Source organism: Cellulosimicrobium sp. So1_17 (genome assembly GCF_055181235.1).
In genome coordinates, this window is sequence record NZ_CM143702.1 from 2,587,191 (window position 1) to 2,603,834 (window position 16,644).

The window sequence follows — 16,644 nt, forward strand, 5'->3', positions numbered from 1 at the left end:
CTAGAGACCCAGCTCGTCGAGCACGGGGAGCCGCGCGCGCACGGCCGCGCGCGCGGCCTCGGCCGTGGGCTGCTGCAGCGCGAGGAACGCGAGCTCCTCGCACAGCTCCGACGACGTCGCGGCGAGCACCGCCGCGACGTCCGCGAGCGCGACGGGCGTCATCGACAGCGAGGTGACGCCGAACCCCACGAGCACGGGTGCGAGCACGGGGTCGGCCGCCGCCTCACCACAGACCCCGATCGGGCGGTCGTTGAGCGCCGCGCCCGAGCACGCGGCACCGACGAGCGCGAGCACCGCCGGCTGCCACGCCGTCGCGAGGCGCGCGAGGTCGGAGACCTCGCGGTCGGCCGCCATCGTGTACTGCGTGAGGTCGTTCGTCCCGATGCTCGCGAAGGTCGCGCGAGCGAGCGCCCAGCGTGCACCGAGGGCGGCCGACGGCACCTCGATCATCACGCCCGCCCGCTCGAGCCCGTGCTCGCTGCACAGCGCGACGAACGCGTCGGCCTCGTCGGGGGTCGCGATCATGGGCGCCATGACCCACACGTCGGCGTCCTCCGCCGCGGCTGCCCGCGCGATGGCGTCGAGCTGCCGGTCGAGGACCTCGGGGTGTCGCCGCGACGTCCGCAGGCCCCGGACGCCGAGGGCCGGGTTGGGCTCGGACTCCGCGGTGACGAACGGCAGCGGCTTGTCGGCGCCCGCGTCGAGCGTGCGCACGACGACCTTGCGGCCTCCGAACGCCGCGAGCACCGCGCGGTAGGCCTCGACCTGCTCGTCGACGCCCGGCTCGACGGCCCGTCCCAGGAAGCAGAACTCGGTGCGGAACAGCCCAACGCCCTCCGCCCCGGCCGCGGCCGCCGAACGGGCGTCCTCCCCGGAGGCCACGTTCGCCAGGAGCTCGACACGACGGCCGTCGGCGGTCCGGCCCGCGCCGTCGAACGTGCGCCGCTCGCGCCGCCCCGACGCGACGGCCGCGACGGTGGCTGCCGACGGGTCGCGCTCGACGGTCCCGGCCGCGCCGTCGACGACCACGGTCTCGCCGTCGCGCAGGTCGAGCGCGCCGTCGACCGCGACCACGGCCGGGATGCCGAGAGCCCGCGCGAGGATGGCGGTGTGCGACGTCGGGCCACCTCCGCGCGTGACGACCGCCAGGACCCGCTCGGGGTCGAGCTGCGCGGTGTCGGCGGGCGCGAGGTCGTCGGCGACGAGCACGAATGGGCTCCCGGGGTCAGGGACTCCCGGCACGGGGAGCCCGAGCAGCGCGGCGACGATCCGGTCGCGCACGTCGCGCACGTCGCGGGCCCGCTCGCCGAGGAGACCGCCGACCGCCTCGAGCCGCGACGCGGCGTCGGACCCCGCCTCCCATACCGCGCGCGCCGGGGCCGTGCGCCCCTCCTGGACGCGGCCGACGGCGTCCCGGGCGAGGGCGGGGTCCGCGGCCATCGCCGCGGTCACGGCGAGCACCTCGGCGGCCGTGCCCTCGGCGCGCGCGGACCGCGCGGTGAGGTCCTCCTGGACGGCGGTGACCGCGGCCAGGACCTGGGTCACCGCGAGCTCGACGTCGGCGTCCTCGGGGAGCCGTGCGCTGTCCGGCTCCGGCACGGGGGCCGGCATCGTCACGACGACGCCGACCACCCGGCCGGGGCTGACCGGCACCCCCGTCAGCCCCGAGGCCGCGTCGGCCACCCGGGCAGCGTCGGCGACCGTCACGCCGCGCCTCCGCCGCGGGCGTCGGACGTCGCGCCCGCAGCGGCGCCCGTCCGCTCCGGGTCCTTGCCTCGGCCCCGACGTCCCTGGTCGGTCGAGGCGGCGTCGGACGTCGCGGCGTCGGAGGACGCGCCGGCGGAGGGAGCGACGACGTCGGCGGGTGCGTCGGTCGTGGCGTCCGGCGTGGCGAGGCCCGGCTCGTCGTCGTCCTCGCGGCCCGGCGTGCGCAGGTTCCAGCGCGTGATGACGAACCGGAACAGGAAGTAGTAGATCACCGCGTACCCCAGGCCGATGGGGATGAGGAGCAGCGGCATCTCGGCGATCCGGAAGTTCAGCAGGTAGTCGATGACGCCCGCGGAGAAGCCGAAGCCGTCACGGATGCCGAGCGCGTTGACGAGCGCGAGGGACGTGCCCGTGAGGACGGCGTGGATGACGTAGAGCGGGTAGGCGACGTAGAGGAACGCGAACTCGAGCGGCTCGGTCACGCCCGTGACGAACGAGACGAGCGCCGCGGAGCCCATGATGCCGGCGATGACCTTGCGGTTCTTCGGCTTGGCGGTGTGGACGATCGCGAGCGCCGCGGCGGGCAGCGCGAACATCATGATCGGGAAGAAGCCCGTGAGGAACGTGCCCGCCGTGGGGTCGCCCGCGAGGAAGCGGAAGATGTCGCCGTTCGCCACGGTGCCGTCGGCGGTCTCGTAGCTGCCGAACTGGAACCACGGGAGCGAGTTGAGCAGGTGGTGCAGGCCCAGCGGGACGAGCAGACGGTTGAGGGTGCCGAAGACGAACGCGCCGAGGATCGTGGACCCGGTGACGAAGCCGCCGATCGTGTCGTTGATGAGCCAGTCGAACGCCGGGTAGATCAGCGCTCCGACGACGGCGATGAGCACCGCCGCCCCCGCGGTGACGATGGGGACGAAACGCCGGCCGCCGAAGAACGCGAGGTACGGGGGCAGCTTGATCCGGTAGTACTTCTGGTAGAGCAGCGCGGCGGTGAGACCGATGACGATGCCCCCGAGCACGCCGTAGTTGATGAGCTCCTGCGTCTCCCCCTCCGGCGCCTCTCCGAGGACGTACGGCGAGAGCGAGTCGCTGACCCCGGAGAACACGAGGTAGCCGATGAGCGCGGCGAGGCCTGTCGTCCCGTCAGCCTTCTTCGCGTACCCGACCGCGACGCCGAGCGCGAAGATGATCGGCAGGTTGCCGAAGAGCGCGTTCCCGGCCGCGCCGAGCACGTCCGCGACCGGCTGCATCCAGGCGAAGGTGCCCGCGACGCCGTCGGCGCCGAGCATGTCGGGCTGACCCAGCCGCAGGAGCAGCGCCGCTGCGGGCAGGGACGCGATGGGCAGCATGAGGGAGCGCCCGATGCGCTGGAGCTGGGCGAAGCCGGGGATCCCCCTCTTCGTCCTCGTCGGTTCCGCGACGGTGGTCATGTGGTTCTCCTCTGGGGTCGCGGCCTGGAGTCAGGCCGGGCAGGCGTCGAGCGGCGGCGGTGGCGCGACTGGTGCGGGCGTCGTTGCCGGTCCAGTTGTCTGGACCACTTGCAGGAAGAGTGGTCTAGACCTCATGATGTGTCAACCCCCGGGAGTGACGGGGGCCACACGGGCGGCGTCCGTCACCTCCGCAGGGTCTCCTGCGGCCGGCGGGACAATGCGCGGGTGCACGAGCAGACGACCGACGGACGAGGACGACGCGCGACGATGAGCAGGTCACGGGCACAGGGCGGTGAGCACAAGTACCTCGCGGTGCGTGCGTACCTCGCCGACCTCGTGACGACCGAGCTCGACGTCGGCGACGCCATCCCGTCCGAGCGCACGCTCACGGAGACCTTCAACGTCTCGCGCATGACCGTCCGGCAGGCCGTCGACGCGCTCGTGAACGAGGGCGTCCTGGAGCGCGCGCAGGGGCGGGGGACGTTCGTCGCCCCGCCGCGGGCGGACTTCGAGATGCGGCTGACGACGTTCGGCGAGGAGGCCCGACGGCGCGGCATGGAACCCGGCACCCGGGTGCTGGAGACCGGCGCCGCGCCCGCGCCGTCGTCCGTCGCCGAGGCGCTCGGCCGCCCCCAGGGCTCGCCGATGCACCACGTGGTGCGACTGCGGTCCGCGGACGGCTCCCCGATGAGCGTGGAAGAGGTCTGGATCCCGTGCGACCTCGCCCCCGACCTCCTCGACGACGGCGTGCCCCCGAGCATGTACGGGGCGCTGCGCGAGCGCGGCCTCGCGCCGACGTGGGGCGAGGACACCATCTCCGCGTCCGAGGCGACCACGCAGGAGCAGGCGCTGCTGGAGATGCGCGGGACCCGCGCCGTCCTGCGCACCGTGCGCCGGACGTTCGCCGGCGACCAGCCCCTCATGTACTCGCGATCCTGCTATCGCGGTGACCGCTACAGCGTGGTCGTCCCCCTCCGCGAGGCGCGACCCATGCTGGTGCCGCGACCCCGACCCGTACCGCTGGACGACGACGTCCCGCTCGCCACCGTGCCGACGCCGGCCGACGCCGGCCGTGCCGACTGAAGGGAAGGACCGATGACCCTGTCCGACGCCGAGCGCGCCGCGACCATCCTCGCCGGACTCGGCGGCGTGGAGAACGTCGACGAGATCGACCCGTGCACCACCCGCCTGAGATCGCTCGTCAAGGACCCGTCCCTCGTCGACCAGGCGGCGCTGCGCCGCGCCGGCGCCTTCGGCGTCATGGTCAACGGCCGTGTCGTGCAGGTCGTGGTCGGCCCCCAGGTCGACACGATCGCGTCCGACCTGGCCGACCTCATGTGACGACGCCCCACCACCCAGCCCGGCCCGCCGGGACCCGCACACCGGCCGTGGCCGGACCGGACCACGAGGAGCACCCCGTGAGCAAGGCAGAACAGATCCTCCGCGCCCTCGGCGGCGACGCGAACGTCCTCGACCTCGAACCGTGCATCACGCGGCTGCGGGTCGAGGTCGACGACCCGGCGCTCGTCGACGACGCGGCACTCACCGCAGCCGGCGCGATCGCCGTCGTGCGCTCGGGCGACGCGATCCAGGTCATCGTGGGGCCCGAGGCGGACACCTTGGCCAGCGACATCGAGGACCTCCGCTGATGGGCGCTCCGCTGACGGTCCTGGTGCCCGTGACCGGCACGGTCGTCGACGTGAGCGAGGTCGACGACCCCGTCTTCTCCGCCGGTCTCGTCGGCCCGGGGCTCGCGGTCGAGCCCGACGACGCGCAGGGCGGCGTCGCCGTCGCGCCGATCACCGGGACGGTCGTCAAGCTGCACCCGCACGCGTTCGTCGTCCAGCACGACGACGGCCGTGCCGTCCTCGTGCACCTCGGCATCGACACGGTGAAGCTCGGCGGCGAGGGCTTCACGACGCACGTCGCGCAGGGCGCCCACGTCGAGCGCGGGACCGTGCTCGTCTCGTGGGACCCCGCGGCCGTCCGCGCCGGCGGCCGGTCCGCGGTGTGCCCCGTCGTCGCGCTCGAGGCGAAGGCCGACGCCGTGACACCCCTCGCCGAGACCGGCGCGTGGGCCTCCCACGGCGAGGAGCTGCTCACCTGGGAGTGACCGTCGGCGTGGCAGGTCCCCTGCCGAACCCCGGGTTGTCGGTCGTTCCGGCCGATCTACGGCGCACAACCCGGGGTTCGGCACCGTGCGGTGCCCGACGGGTCAGGGTTCGTCGTCAGCCGCGCAGCGGAAGGGTGAGCACCGGGACGTCAGCCGGCGTGCCGTCCCCGGCGACGACACGCACCGGGACGCCCCAGTCCTGCTGCGCGAGGTGACACGCAGGGAAGACGTCCGGGTCCGGCCGGCCGTCGGGTCCGAGCGGCACGACGTCGCACGACGCAGCCCGAGCCGTCACGTGCAGCACCCCCTCGGTCACGGCGGGGTTGATCGAGAGGTCGCGGCCGAGATCGGTACCCGTGCCCGCCCCGGAGAGCAGCAGCTCCGGCGGCGTGGCGCTCACCCGGAGCTCGGTCGACGGCCCGAACCGGTCGTCGAGCTTCTGACCGGGCGCGGGCACGAACGGCACGTCGAGCCGCAGCGCCCCGGCCGCGATCTCGGTGACGGGTCGCTGCGTGCGGTGCGCGCCGCCGTCGAGCACCTCTCCCGCGAGGTCGGCGGGCAGCGCGACGCGCGTGATCCGGTGCGCCGTCGACTCGACGACGAGCAGGTGGACCTGCGCCGGCCCGTCGGCGTCCTCGACCACCTGCACGACGACGTCGCTCGGCTCGGCGAGCCCGGTCGCCAGCGTCGTGACCTCGCCCGCGAGCCGCGTCCCGGCGGCGTCGTCCCCGACGTCGGCGCCCGACGCCGCGCCGTCGAGCACGACGCGACGGATCGCGCCGTCGTACGTGTCGGCGACGACGACGCTCCCGTCGGGCAGCACCGCGACCCCCAGCGGGTGCTGGAACAGCGCCTGGTCGGTCGGCCCGTCCCGGTGCCCGAAGTCGAACAGCCCCTGCCCGACGGCCGTCCGCACCGACACTCCGTCCGGCACGACCGCGACGCCGCCACGCAGCCCGTCGACACGGCGCAGCGCCGACGTCTCCGCGTCCGCGACCCAGACGGCCCCGTCGGCAGCCACGGCCAACCCGGACGGCTGCGCGAACCACGCATCCTCGCCGCGCCCGTCCTCGAGCCCTTCGTTCATCGTCCCGGCGAGCAGCCCGATCTTCCACCCCCCGTCGAACGCCCACAGGGTGTGGTTCCCGGCCATCGCGACGACGAAACCGCCCAGCTCGCCGGACCACGCCACGTCCCACGGCGACGACAGCTTCACGTCGAGCGGCTCGTTCGTGGCACGGGGATCGAAGGGACCGAGGCGACGGTCCGGCGAGAGGTGGGAGGCGGGGGCGGCCACATCCCCACGAGCCAGCACGACGTTCTCGACCCCACCGACCATGAACTGCTCACCGGTCCCCGCGACGGTCGTCACGACGCCGTCCGCCAGCCGCACGCCCCGCAACGCATGGTTCACCGTGTCGGCGACGAGCACGTCGTACCCGAGCGACGACCGCAGCTCGTCGGGCACGAGGCACAACCCGTTCGGCTCGCTGAACCGCGCGACGTCGGACGCGCCGTCGACGAGCCCGCGCTCGCCGGTCCCGATGCGGCGGACGAGTGTCTCGGCGTCGGGCGCGAGCTCGGCGAGCGAGTGGTGACCGGCGTCCGCGACGAGCAGGTTGCCGCCCGGCAGCGTGATCGCCTTGGCGGGGAACCGCAGCGTGCCCGACGTGGGCGCTGGCGGGACGTACGGACCGGAGCCCCGGTGCAACGTCCCCTTCGCGTCGTGCTCCGCGACGAGCTCATCGACGAGCGCCGCGATCGCCGAGGCGTGGCCCTCCCCTGCCATCTGCGCGACGACGTACCCCTCGGGGTCGATGACGACGAGCGTCGGCCAGGCGCGCGCGGTGTAGGCGGACCACGTGACGAGCTCGGGGTCGTCGAGCACGGGGTGGTGCACCTCGTACCGCTCGACGGCAGCAGCCAGGGCGTCAGGGTCGGCCTCGTGCTCGAACTTCGGCGAGTGCACGCCGATGATCACGAGCTCGTCGCGGTGCGCCTCCTCGAGCTCGCGCAGCTCGTCGAGGACGTGGAGACAGTTGACGCAGCAGAAGGTCCAGAAGTCGAGGACCACGACCTTGCCGCGCAGGTCGGCGAGGGTCACGTCCTTGCCGCCGGTGTTGAGCCAGCCGCGACCGCGCAGCGCGGAGGCGCGGACACGGGGCAGGCGGGTGGTGGTCGACCGGGGAGCGCGAGATGTCACGCCTCATTGTCCCCGCTGGTCGGATCTCCCGGGGAGGAGCACCCTGGGAGACGTCCGACCCGTCGGCGAGGGGGCATCATGTCCGGTCACGACCCGTTCACGGCCGGGTTCTCCGGCAGCCACGACCTCGACTACGAGATCCGCACGGTCCTGGGCCATGCGTTCTCCGGTGCGTCCGACGTCGGCGAGGTGCTCGCCGCCGTCGGGGGCGTCAAGGAGAAGGACCACGACGCGTGGTTTGCCGCGTGGTCCGACCTGGGGGACCGCACCGCGGGCCAGGCCGACGACGCGGCACGGGCCGGCCACCGCACGAGCGCCGCCGCGGCGTCGCTGCGCGCGGCCACGTACTACGCCGTCGCCGTGAACGCGGTGGCGGCGCTGGAGTCCGACGACGCGCTGCTCCCGACGTTCCGCAAGCACCGCGCGCAGTGGGATCGGTGGGTCGACACGTCCGGCCTCGACGTCGAGCGCGTCGCGATCCCCTACGAGGGCAGGACCCTGCCGGGCTACCTGTTCCGCGCGGCAGCGGGGTCCGGGACCGACGGCCCGAGGCCGGTGGTCGTCGCCGTCAACGGCTCGGACGGTTCGCTGCCGTCGCTGTGGAGCGCGTGCGTGCACGGCGCGCTGGCCCGCGGCTACCACGCGCTGGTGTTCGACGGCCCCGGGCAGCAGTCGATGCTGTTCGAGCACGGCGTCCCGTTCCGCCCCGACTTCGAGGCCGTCCTCACGCCGGTGGTCGACGCGCTCGCCGGTCGTCCCGTCGTCGACCCGGAGCGGATCGCGGTGTACGGCATCAGCCAGGCGGGCTACTGGGTGGCGCGCGCCCTCGCGTTCGAGCACCGGCCCGTGGCGGCGGTCCTCGACCCGGGCGTCGTCGACGTCGCCGCCTCGTGGGAGGCGCAGGTGCCCAAGAGCCTGCTCAAGCTCCTCGACAAGGGCGACGACCACGCGTTCGACCGCGACATGGAGCTCGGGATGCGGCTGTCCAGGGCGACGGCCCGCACGTGGCGGTTCCGTGCCCGCCCGTACGGCGTCGAGGGCTACGCCGCGACGATGCGCGAGGTGCGCAGGTACGACGCCCGGGACGTCGCCGCACGCATCACCACGCCGCTCCTCCTCACCGACCCGGAGGACGAGCAGTTCTGGCCGGGCCAGTCCCAGGAGCTCGCGCGGCTCTCCCCGGACGTCTCGACGGTCGTGCGGTTCACGGCGGACGAGGGCGCGAACTACCACTGCCAGCCGCTCGCGCGAGCCCTCACCGAGCAGCGCATGTTCGACTGGCTCGACGAGCGCTTCGGCGACTGAGGCTCAGCCTCCCGGCACGCTCAGCCTGTCGGCGCGCTCGGCGTCACCGCGCCGACGACGCGGACCTCGACGTCCACGCCGTCCACGGACTGCGGGACGACGACGTCGCGCGACGTCACGTTGACCCGCAGGACCCAGTCGTCTCCGCCCTGCCGGACCGCGTCGGCATGCTGCCGTGCGGGGTGCGCGGCCGAGCGGGTCAGCCCGACGCCGGTCACGCCGTCCGTGCCCGCGATCTCGTCGCGCAGCATCGTCTTGGCGTCGCGTGCTCGTTCGAGGGTCGCCACGAGGCACCACCTCCTCGAACCATTGTGGACCCTGCGAGCCGCGAGGTCACGGGACGGAGGTCTTGACGGCCCCGGCCGTCACCCCAGCAGCGTCACGCCCAGCCGCTCGAGCACCGTGTCGATCGCGTTGCAGTACGTGAGGCCGGTCCCGTTCGTCCCGCCCGTCTCCGACCCGGCGAAGAGCAGCCCGAGCGCCACACCGTCCTCGCGGTACACGAGCGACCCCGAGTCGCCGCCGCGCGAGAACGGGCCGCTGCCCGTGGACTCGACCTCGATCTGGTCGTCGAAGCGGAGCGCGCCGAGCTCGTCGCCGTAGCCGACGACGACGTCGTCGAGCTCGATCGCCGTGACGCGGCCGCTCGTGACGGACGTGGTGCGCCCGATCTTGCCGACCACCTCCCCGCCCTCGGCCCGCGCCGTCGTCGTGATGCGGCCGACGGGGTACTCGAGGTCCACCTCCGGGTCGTCGAGCAGCGCGATCGCCGCGTCGACGGTCTGCGTCTCGCCCGCCACGAGCGGCACGAGCCGAGCGAGCGTGCCCACCCGGTCGCGCGGCCCGCCGCCGTCGGCCGGGCCGGGCTGCACGACGACGTCCCCGACCTCCGCCGTCGTCGAGCCCGCCAGGACGTGCCAGTTCGAGAGCGCGTAGACGGCGTCCGCGGCAGCGCCCTCGACCGGCGTCGTCGACCGGACGAACGCGCCGAGCGTCCCGGCGGTGACGTCGACGTTCGCGATCGACACACCGGGACGAAGCGGCCGCGCACGACCGGTCTCGCCCGACGCCTGCGCCGTCACGACGGGCGGGCGCAGGCCCGGTGCCGAGGGGTCCGCCGCGTCCGGTGCCGCGAGCGGGCGGATCCGCCCGGTGCGGCGCACGTCGACCGTGTCCCCGGCCTCCGACGCGACCTTTCGCGCGATGCTGCGTGCCGCGGGCACGCCGAGCCGGTACCGGACCGCGATGGCGTACCCGCCGCCGTCGCGCGGGGCGAGCCCGAGCGCGAGCGTCGGGGCGCGCACGGCGTCCACCGCGCCGTCGGGCACCCCGCTCGCCTCGATGACCGCGCCGCTGCGCTCGGCGAGCTCGCGCGCGTAGTCCGCGAGCTGCGTCTTGATCTCTCGTGCCTTCTGCTGGTCCATGTCGCACCGTCCCTCTCGCCGCCTGCCCGAGAGAGTCTGGCGTCCGCCGCCCACACGGCGGCCGCGACGCGCCGGTGTCAGGCGCGCAGGAGCTGCTCCACGCGCACGGTCCGGCGCCGGGCGACGACGAGGGTCGTCACCGCGACCGACACGAGCGCCCAGATCACCAGCGACACCACGTCGCCCGCTCCTCCGGTGGCGCCGGGGTCGACGACCGCGGTGAGCGCGCCGAGCGCGGACCCGACGGGCAGCAGGTCGCGCAGACCGGTGAGCGCCGCGGGGACCGTCGCGACGATCCCCGTCGCGACGAGGAGGACGGCGACGAGCAGGCTCAGCGCGCGTCCCACGTTGCCGAGCAGCGCGGCGAGCGCCTGGTTGAGCGCGACGAAGACGACCGACGAGAGTGCGCCGAGGGCGAGCAGCCCGAGCCACCCGCCGAGGTTCGCGTCCTCGACGGCGGCCAGCACGCCGCCGACGACGAGACCCGTCGCGACACCGATCGCGGCAGGCAGGGCGAGGGCCCGGAGCGCGAGGCGACCGGCACCGCGCGTCGAACCGAGGAGCTGCGCCGGCACGGGCGGGAAGGCGACGAACACCGCGAGCGCCCCGAGCCACAGCGCGAGCACCGCGAACAGCGGCCCGGTCGAGCCGGTGCCGAGGCCGTCCGTCCCGGGCGCCTCGACCGGGTTCGCCACGACCGACGCCAGGTGCGTGGCCTCGTCGTCGGTGTACGAGGGCACCTGGCCGACCGCCTCCCCCAGACCGTCCGCGAGGTCGGACGAGCCGTCGGCGAGCTGCCCGACGCCGCCGGCCAGGTCGGTCGCGCCCGTCGCCAGCCCCTCGGTCCCGGTGGCGAGCTGGTCCGCCCCCGTCGAGAGCTCGCCGACGCCCGCCGCGAGCCCGGACGCGCCCGCGTCGAGCTGGTCGAGCCCGGCGGCGAGGTCGTCCGCGCCGGTCGCGAGACCGGACGCCCCGGTCGCCGCCTGGGCCGCGCCGTCGGAGAGCTGCTGCGAGGCCCCGACGAGCTGCTGGACGCCCGCCGCGAGACCGTACAGGCCCGTGGACGACGCCGGGTCGCCCGCGAGCGCGGCGTTCCCGTCGGCGACCTGCTGCGCCGCGCCGGCGAGCTGCTGGAGCTGGGCGATCTGGGCGTCGAGCCGCTGGCACACGTCCGACGTCGGGTCGTCGGCGCAGCCGGCGGCGCGCTTCGCGGCGTCGAGGCCCACGACGTTCTCCTGCACGAGCCGCCCGACGCCGTCCGACACCTGCTGCGCACCGTCGGCGAGCTCCGTGGCCTGCGCGGGCAGGGGCGCGACCCCCGCCCCGAGGTCGGCGACGCCCGAGGAGAGCTGCGCGGCACCGCCGGCGACGCCCTGGACCCCGCCGGACAGAGCGCCGGCACCTTCGGCGAGCGCCGCCGCGCCGTCGGCGCTCTGCGACGTCCCGGCCGCGAGCTCGTCCGCCCCGGCGGCGAGCTCGCCCACCCCCGAGGCCAGCTCGCCCGCGCCCGTCGCGACCTGGCCGGCGCCGTCGGCGAGCTGCACCGCGCCGTCGTTCGCGTCGGACGCGCCGTCCGCGAGCTGCGTCGCGCCGTCAGCGGCCTCGCCGAGCTGCTCGTTCAGGGTCGTGAAGCCGACCAGCACGCCGTCGACGTAGTTCTCCGTCAGGGTCTGCCCGAGGACCGTCGACGCCGTGGTCGTGACGATGCGCGCGAGCGCCTCGTCCACGACACGTCCGCCGGGCGCGGTCTCGACCGAGAGCGTGGCCTGCGTCGCGGCCGACGGGTCGTCCCCGCTGAACGACGTGGCCGCAGCCGAGAAGTTCTCCGGGATGGTCACGACCGCGGCGTACGTACCGTCGGCGAGGCCCGCCGACGCGTCCGCAGAGTCGGTGACGACCCAGTCGTAGTTGGTCGTGCCGGCCGCCGGCTGGACCGCGACCGGTCCCGTGTCGGTCGACGCGGCCCCGCCGCTCACGAGACCCGCGGTGAGCTGGCGCCCGAGGGGCACGGTCTGCCCGTCGATCTCGACGGGCTCGTCGTGGTTGACGATCGCCGCCTGCACGGTGTCGAGCCGCTCCTGCGGGTCCCACAGGGCCCACAGGAGCAGGCCGAGCACGACGAGGGGCAGCGCGACGGCGGCCGCGACGGTCCAGGCCCGACGGCGCCGGGAGACGCGCGGGCCCGGGCCCGGGACGGCTGCGCTCATGCGCGCACCTCCTCGAGATCGGTCGTCGGCTGCTCCGCCGGGGCGGGCTCGGGAGGTTGCAGGTCGAGCACCTGCGATCCGGGCGGGGCCAGGTCGGACGGGAAGGCCCCGACCGACCCGAGGACGACCGCCGTCCCGGCGTCGGTCCCCCGGCCGACGGCCACCGCGAGCTCGGCGCGCTCGTCCGGCGCGGAGACCGCGTCGGTCCCGAGCACCACGACGACGCGCGGGTGCTCCGCCAGCACGGCCCCGACGGCGGCGGCCGGGTGCGTGCGGTGCGCCGCCGGGGCCGGGGCGTCGCCGGGCAGCGCAGCGGCGTCCGCGGCGAGGTCGACGACGGCGACCCGACGCCGCACGCTCGACGCGCGCTCGGGCAGCACGAGGCCCGTGACCTTGAGCGCCCCGGCCGACGGCTTGAGGCGCCCGGCGAGCGCGAGCGCCACCCCGGTCACCGCGGCGGCCGACGCGCCGTGCACGACGAGCGTGCCGCCGTCGGGCACGCGGACCGTGACGGGCGCGGCGAGCGGGCCCCGCGGACCCGCGACCTCCAGGCCGTGCGCGACGACGGGGTCCGTCGCGCCGGGCTCCGGCCAGTCGCGCAGCCTGAGCTCGCGTGCGAGCCCTTCGCCCTCGACGTCGAACGACGGCAGGACACGGTCGAGCCGGCGCGGCATCCACCACGCGCGGTCGCCGAGCAGGGCGAGCACCGCGGGGACGAGGGTCATGCGCACGAGGAACGCGTCGACGAGCACGCCGACCGCGAGCCCGAGCGCGATCGGTTTGAGGCTCATGTCGCCCTCGGGCACGAACGCGATGAAGACCGCGAACATGATGATCGCCGCCGCGGTGACGACCTTCGCGGATGCCTGGAACCCCGTCGAGATCGACCGTCGCGCCTGGCCGGAGCGGACGTAGTCCTCCCGGATGCGCGACACGAGGAACACCTCGTAGTCCATGGCGAGGCCGAACAGGACGCCCATGAGGACGATCGGCATGAAGCTGATCACCGGGCCCAGGCGCGTGACGTTGAGCGCGTCCGCCATGACGCCCTGCTCGAACACGAGGGTCACCACGCCGAACGCCGCGCCGACGGAGAAGAGGTAGCCCACCGTCGCCTTGATCGGGACCGCGATCGAGCGGAACACCATCGTCAGCAGGACGAGCGACAGCCCGACCACGACGAGCGCGAACGGCAGGAGCGCCGCCCCGAGCTTGTCCGACACGTCGATCCCGACGGCCGTGAACCCCGTGACCGACAGGTCGACGCCGTACTCGTCGAGGAAGTGGTCGTGCTGCGAGCGGATCTGCGTGACGAGGTCCTTCGTCTCCTCGGAGTCGGGAGCGCCCGTCGGGATCACCTGGACGATGCCCGTGTCCGCGCTGGGGTTCGGCGTCGCGAGCGGCACGTCGGCGACGCCGGGCAGGTCGCCGATCTCGTCGGCCAGGTCGTCCATCAGGCCGACCGGGTCCGTCGACGTGACGATCGTGCCGGTCACGATGAGCGGCCCGTTGAAGCCCGGCCCGAAGTGCTCCGAGACGAGGTCGTACGTGACGCGCGCCTGGTTGTCCTCGGGCAGGGTCCCTGCGTCGGGCAGCGCGAGCCGCAGGTCCTTCGCGGGGAGCGTCAGCAGCACGAGGCCCGCCAGCACGACGAGGATCGTCAGCAGCGGCACCCGCGTCACGGTCCGCACCCAGCCCGCGAAGAACCGGTTGTGGTGCTGGACGCCGGTCGACGCGGTCGACGTCGTGGGCGCGCTCGCGTCCGGGGCGGGCGCGCCGTCGACCCTCGCGTCGTCGGCGTCCGACGTGGACGCGTCCTGCCTCACCGACCGGGCCCGGGGCGCCTTTCCCGCCCGACGGCGTCCGCGGCGACGCGCTCGGGGAGCCTTCGGCCGGAGCCGTTCGCCGGCGAAGCCGAGCATCGCGGGCAGGAGCGTGACCGAGACGAGGACGGCGAGACCGACGCCGACGGCAGCGGCGACACCCATGACGGTGAGGAACGGGATGCCGGCGACACCGAGGCCGACGAGCGCGATCATCACGGTGAGGCCGGCGAAGATGACGGCGGAGCCGCCCGTCGCGACGGACCGCGCGGCCGCCTCGTCGACCGGGAGGCCGGTGGCCAGCTCGTCGCGGTGGCGCGAGACGATGAACAGCGCGTAGTCGATGCCGACGGCGAGCCCGAGCATCACGGCCAGCATCGGGGTGGTCGAGTTGATCTGGGCGACCGCGGTCGCGGCGAACAGCAGGCCCATGGTGACGCCGACTCCCATCGCGGCGTTGAGCAGCGGCAGGCCGGCGGCGACGAACGAGCCGAACGTGATGACGAGCACCACGAGCGCGACGAGGAGGCCGAGCGCCTCGGTCACCGTGAGCGTGGGGAACTCGGTGCTGAAGAGCTGACCGCCGAGGGACGCCTGCGCGCCGTCGGGGAGAGCGGCCTCGAGGTCGTCGACCGCGCTGCCGAGCGCGTCCTTCGTCGCGTCGGCGACCTCGCTCTCGCCCTGGTCGAGCTGGACCGTCAGGAGCGCCGCGGTCCCGTCGTCGCTGACGGACGCGGGCACGGTGTCGTCGTAGGGCGACGTGACCCCGGCGACGTGGTCGACGTCGCCGAGCGCGTCGACGGCGTCCTCGACGGGACCGCGCACGGCGTCGTCCTCGATGGTCGAGCCGTCGGGCGCGACCACGATCACCTGTGCGCTCGCCCCGCTGACCTGGGGAAACGTCGCGGCGAGCCGGTCGAGCGCCGCCTGCGACTCGGTGCCGGGGATGGTGACGGCGTCGTCGAGGCCCTGCTGGACGAGGCCGGCGAACCCGCCGACGACCACGAGGATCCCGATCCACGCCAGCAGCACGAGACGGCGGGCGTGGACGGCCCAGCGGCCGAGGGAGTAGAGCGCTGAGGACACCGCGGCCTCCGGACCGTGTCGACGGGAGAGCTCTGACGATACGCCGCTGCTCTCCGGAGGGAGCGGGCGACGTCGGCCCCGCGCCCTCGGACCCACCCGCACCGGGCGAGCGCAGGGAGCGTCCTGGACACCGATGTGTCCACCATCCGGGCAGATGTGGCAGCGCTCCCACCGTTCCCCCTAGCGTGACGCTCCTCTGGGGGGAGGACAGATGAAGGCGTCTGCCACGATGCGGGCCGCGGGCATGTCGCGACGGCTGACGGAAGCGCGCGACGTGACGATCGACCCGGGTACGTTCCTGCAGCCGCTGGACGTGGACCTGCGGCTCGACGCGCGCTCCGCGCTGCCGAGCCGGAGCATCCCGGGCTACGAGCGGCTCGGCACGGCGGCGGCGGCGGCGCGCCTCGCGGAGGTCGCCGCCCTGGGTCTGCGGGGGGTCGTGGTCCGCCTCCTCGACGACACCGTCCCGCACCTCGGTGCCTGGGCGCGGCGACGCGAGACGTGGGTGGGCACCGTGGCGGGGCTCGCCACCGCGGCCCGGGACCGCGGGCTCGAGCTCGTCGTCGACCCGTTCAGCATCGCGCTCGACCGCGCGGGCCAGTGGGGTCTGAGCGCCGACGGACAGCCCGACGGCGGCGCCACGCTGGACCTGCTGCACGACCTCGCGGCCGTCGTGCACCGTTCCGGCGGCACGGGGATCGTCACCCTCGGCCGGGTCGCGCGGGAGGTCGAGGTGACGCGCGCCGTCGCGCAGGACGGCCTCCGGGTGTACTCGTTCTCCACCAACAGCGAGACGAGCACCGCGTACGCCGGGTCGAGCACGCACCCGACGACCAACCAGAAGATCTGGCCGGGCAACCTGCGCGACATGCTCCTGTGGACGGTCCTCGACATCGACGCCGGCACCGACGTCCCGGTGACCAAGCCCGTGGAGAACTTCCACGTCGTCGTCGAGACCCGCCGCCTGCTCGACTCGGCGGACGCCCTGTCCCGGTTCCTCGACGACCCCGCGACCACGCGCCTCGCCGAGCAGGATCCCGACCTCCTCGCGGCGGTCCGCCGGGTCCGGGCCGACGTGCCCGGCTTCCTCGGGCGGGCGGCGCAGGTCGAGCTCGGCGCGTACACCGTCTCCGGCACCACGAAGCTGCTCGCGCTCCTCGCCCACGACGAGGGCGTCGCCGCGGCCCGCGCACGGCTCGAGGAGCTGTGGGTGAACGCCGTCACCGCGGCCGGGCCGCGCGGGACCGTCCTCATCGACCGGGGCGCGACCGCCTGGTTCAGGGGCGGCGTGCTCGCCTGACCGACCGTCCACCGCACCCGGCCGCGCGGAGCCACCGCCGGTCGGA

Annotated in this window: 13 protein-coding genes; 6 read left to right on the forward strand and 7 right to left on the reverse strand. The window is 74.7% G+C overall.

Annotated features, from left to right (window positions below; translation table 11 throughout):
- Together ptsP and ACZCLJ_RS11365 are read right to left on the reverse strand one after the other, a co-directional pair.
- Window positions 1–1,707: a phosphoenolpyruvate--protein phosphotransferase gene (gene ptsP / locus ACZCLJ_RS11360; protein WP_463103755.1), complete on the reverse strand. Its 1,707-nt coding sequence runs from the start codon at window positions 1,705–1,707 to the stop codon at window positions 1–3.
- Entirely contained in the window at window positions 1,704–3,137 is a 1,434-nt protein-coding gene (locus ACZCLJ_RS11365; protein ID WP_463103756.1) for a PTS transporter subunit EIIC, read from the reverse strand. Before ACZCLJ_RS11365 ends, ptsP begins: the two co-directional genes overlap by 4 nt.
- 267 nt (window positions 3,138–3,404) lie before the next feature.
- Between ACZCLJ_RS11365 and ACZCLJ_RS11370 the strand changes: the two genes are divergently transcribed.
- From ACZCLJ_RS11370 to ACZCLJ_RS11385, 4 genes are all read left to right on the forward strand, one after another.
- Window positions 3,405–4,220 carry a GntR family transcriptional regulator gene (locus tag ACZCLJ_RS11370; RefSeq protein WP_251152162.1) on the forward strand — a complete coding sequence of 272 codons (816 nt, stop codon included), beginning with the start codon at window positions 3,405–3,407 and terminating at the stop codon, window positions 4,218–4,220.
- A gap of 12 nt (window positions 4,221–4,232) precedes the next feature.
- Entirely contained in the window at window positions 4,233–4,478 is a 246-nt protein-coding gene (locus tag ACZCLJ_RS11375; RefSeq protein ID WP_251152161.1) for a glucose PTS transporter subunit EIIB, read from the forward strand.
- Window positions 4,479–4,555: 77 nt separating this feature from the next.
- Entirely contained in the window at window positions 4,556–4,786 is a 231-nt protein-coding gene (locus tag ACZCLJ_RS11380) for a glucose PTS transporter subunit EIIB (RefSeq protein WP_251152160.1), read from the forward strand.
- Window positions 4,786–5,250, forward strand: a complete 465-nt coding sequence (locus tag ACZCLJ_RS11385; RefSeq protein WP_463103757.1) for a PTS sugar transporter subunit IIA — start codon at window positions 4,786–4,788, stop codon at window positions 5,248–5,250. The genes ACZCLJ_RS11380 and ACZCLJ_RS11385 overlap by 1 nt, the downstream gene beginning before the upstream one ends.
- A gap of 115 nt (window positions 5,251–5,365) precedes the next feature.
- Here the strand turns inward: ACZCLJ_RS11385 and ACZCLJ_RS11390 are convergent, their stop codons facing one another.
- Window positions 5,366–7,453: an NHL domain-containing thioredoxin family protein gene (locus ACZCLJ_RS11390; protein WP_463103758.1), complete on the reverse strand. Its 2,088-nt coding sequence runs from the start codon at window positions 7,451–7,453 to the stop codon at window positions 5,366–5,368.
- Between the two features lie 78 nt (window positions 7,454–7,531).
- Here ACZCLJ_RS11390 and ACZCLJ_RS11395 point away from each other — a divergent pair, with 78 nt between their 5' ends.
- Window positions 7,532–8,758: an alpha/beta hydrolase family protein gene (locus ACZCLJ_RS11395; RefSeq protein WP_463103759.1), complete on the forward strand. Its 1,227-nt coding sequence runs from the start codon at window positions 7,532–7,534 to the stop codon at window positions 8,756–8,758.
- 20 nt (window positions 8,759–8,778) lie between these two features.
- On the opposite strand, the gene ACZCLJ_RS11400 is transcribed toward ACZCLJ_RS11395, so the two are convergent.
- The 4 genes from ACZCLJ_RS11400 to ACZCLJ_RS11415 all read right to left on the reverse strand — a co-directional run bounded on the left by ACZCLJ_RS11400 (window position 8,779) and on the right by ACZCLJ_RS11415 (window position 15,298).
- Window positions 8,779–9,045 carry a hypothetical protein gene (locus ACZCLJ_RS11400; protein WP_463103760.1) on the reverse strand — a complete coding sequence of 89 codons (267 nt, stop codon included), beginning with the start codon at window positions 9,043–9,045 and terminating at the stop codon, window positions 8,779–8,781.
- A gap of 78 nt (window positions 9,046–9,123) precedes the next feature.
- Window positions 9,124–10,182 (reverse strand): chymotrypsin family serine protease, encoded by a 1,059-nt coding sequence (locus ACZCLJ_RS11405; protein WP_463103761.1) that lies wholly within the window; start codon window positions 10,180–10,182, stop codon window positions 9,124–9,126.
- A gap of 77 nt (window positions 10,183–10,259) precedes the next feature.
- Complete coding sequence (locus tag ACZCLJ_RS11410) at window positions 10,260–12,389, reverse strand: YhgE/Pip family protein (RefSeq protein WP_463103762.1); 2,130 nt, start codon at window positions 12,387–12,389, stop codon at window positions 10,260–10,262.
- Entirely contained in the window at window positions 12,386–15,298 is a 2,913-nt protein-coding gene (locus ACZCLJ_RS11415; RefSeq protein WP_463103763.1) for an MMPL family transporter, read from the reverse strand. The genes ACZCLJ_RS11410 and ACZCLJ_RS11415 overlap by 4 nt, the downstream gene beginning before the upstream one ends.
- A gap of 211 nt (window positions 15,299–15,509) precedes the next feature.
- On the opposite strand from ACZCLJ_RS11415, the gene ACZCLJ_RS11420 reads away from it, so the two are divergent.
- A complete protein-coding gene (locus tag ACZCLJ_RS11420) occupies window positions 15,510–16,598 on the forward strand; it encodes a hypothetical protein (protein WP_463103764.1) in 1,089 nt (362 codons plus the stop codon).
- Window positions 16,599–16,644: the final 46 nt, after the last annotated feature.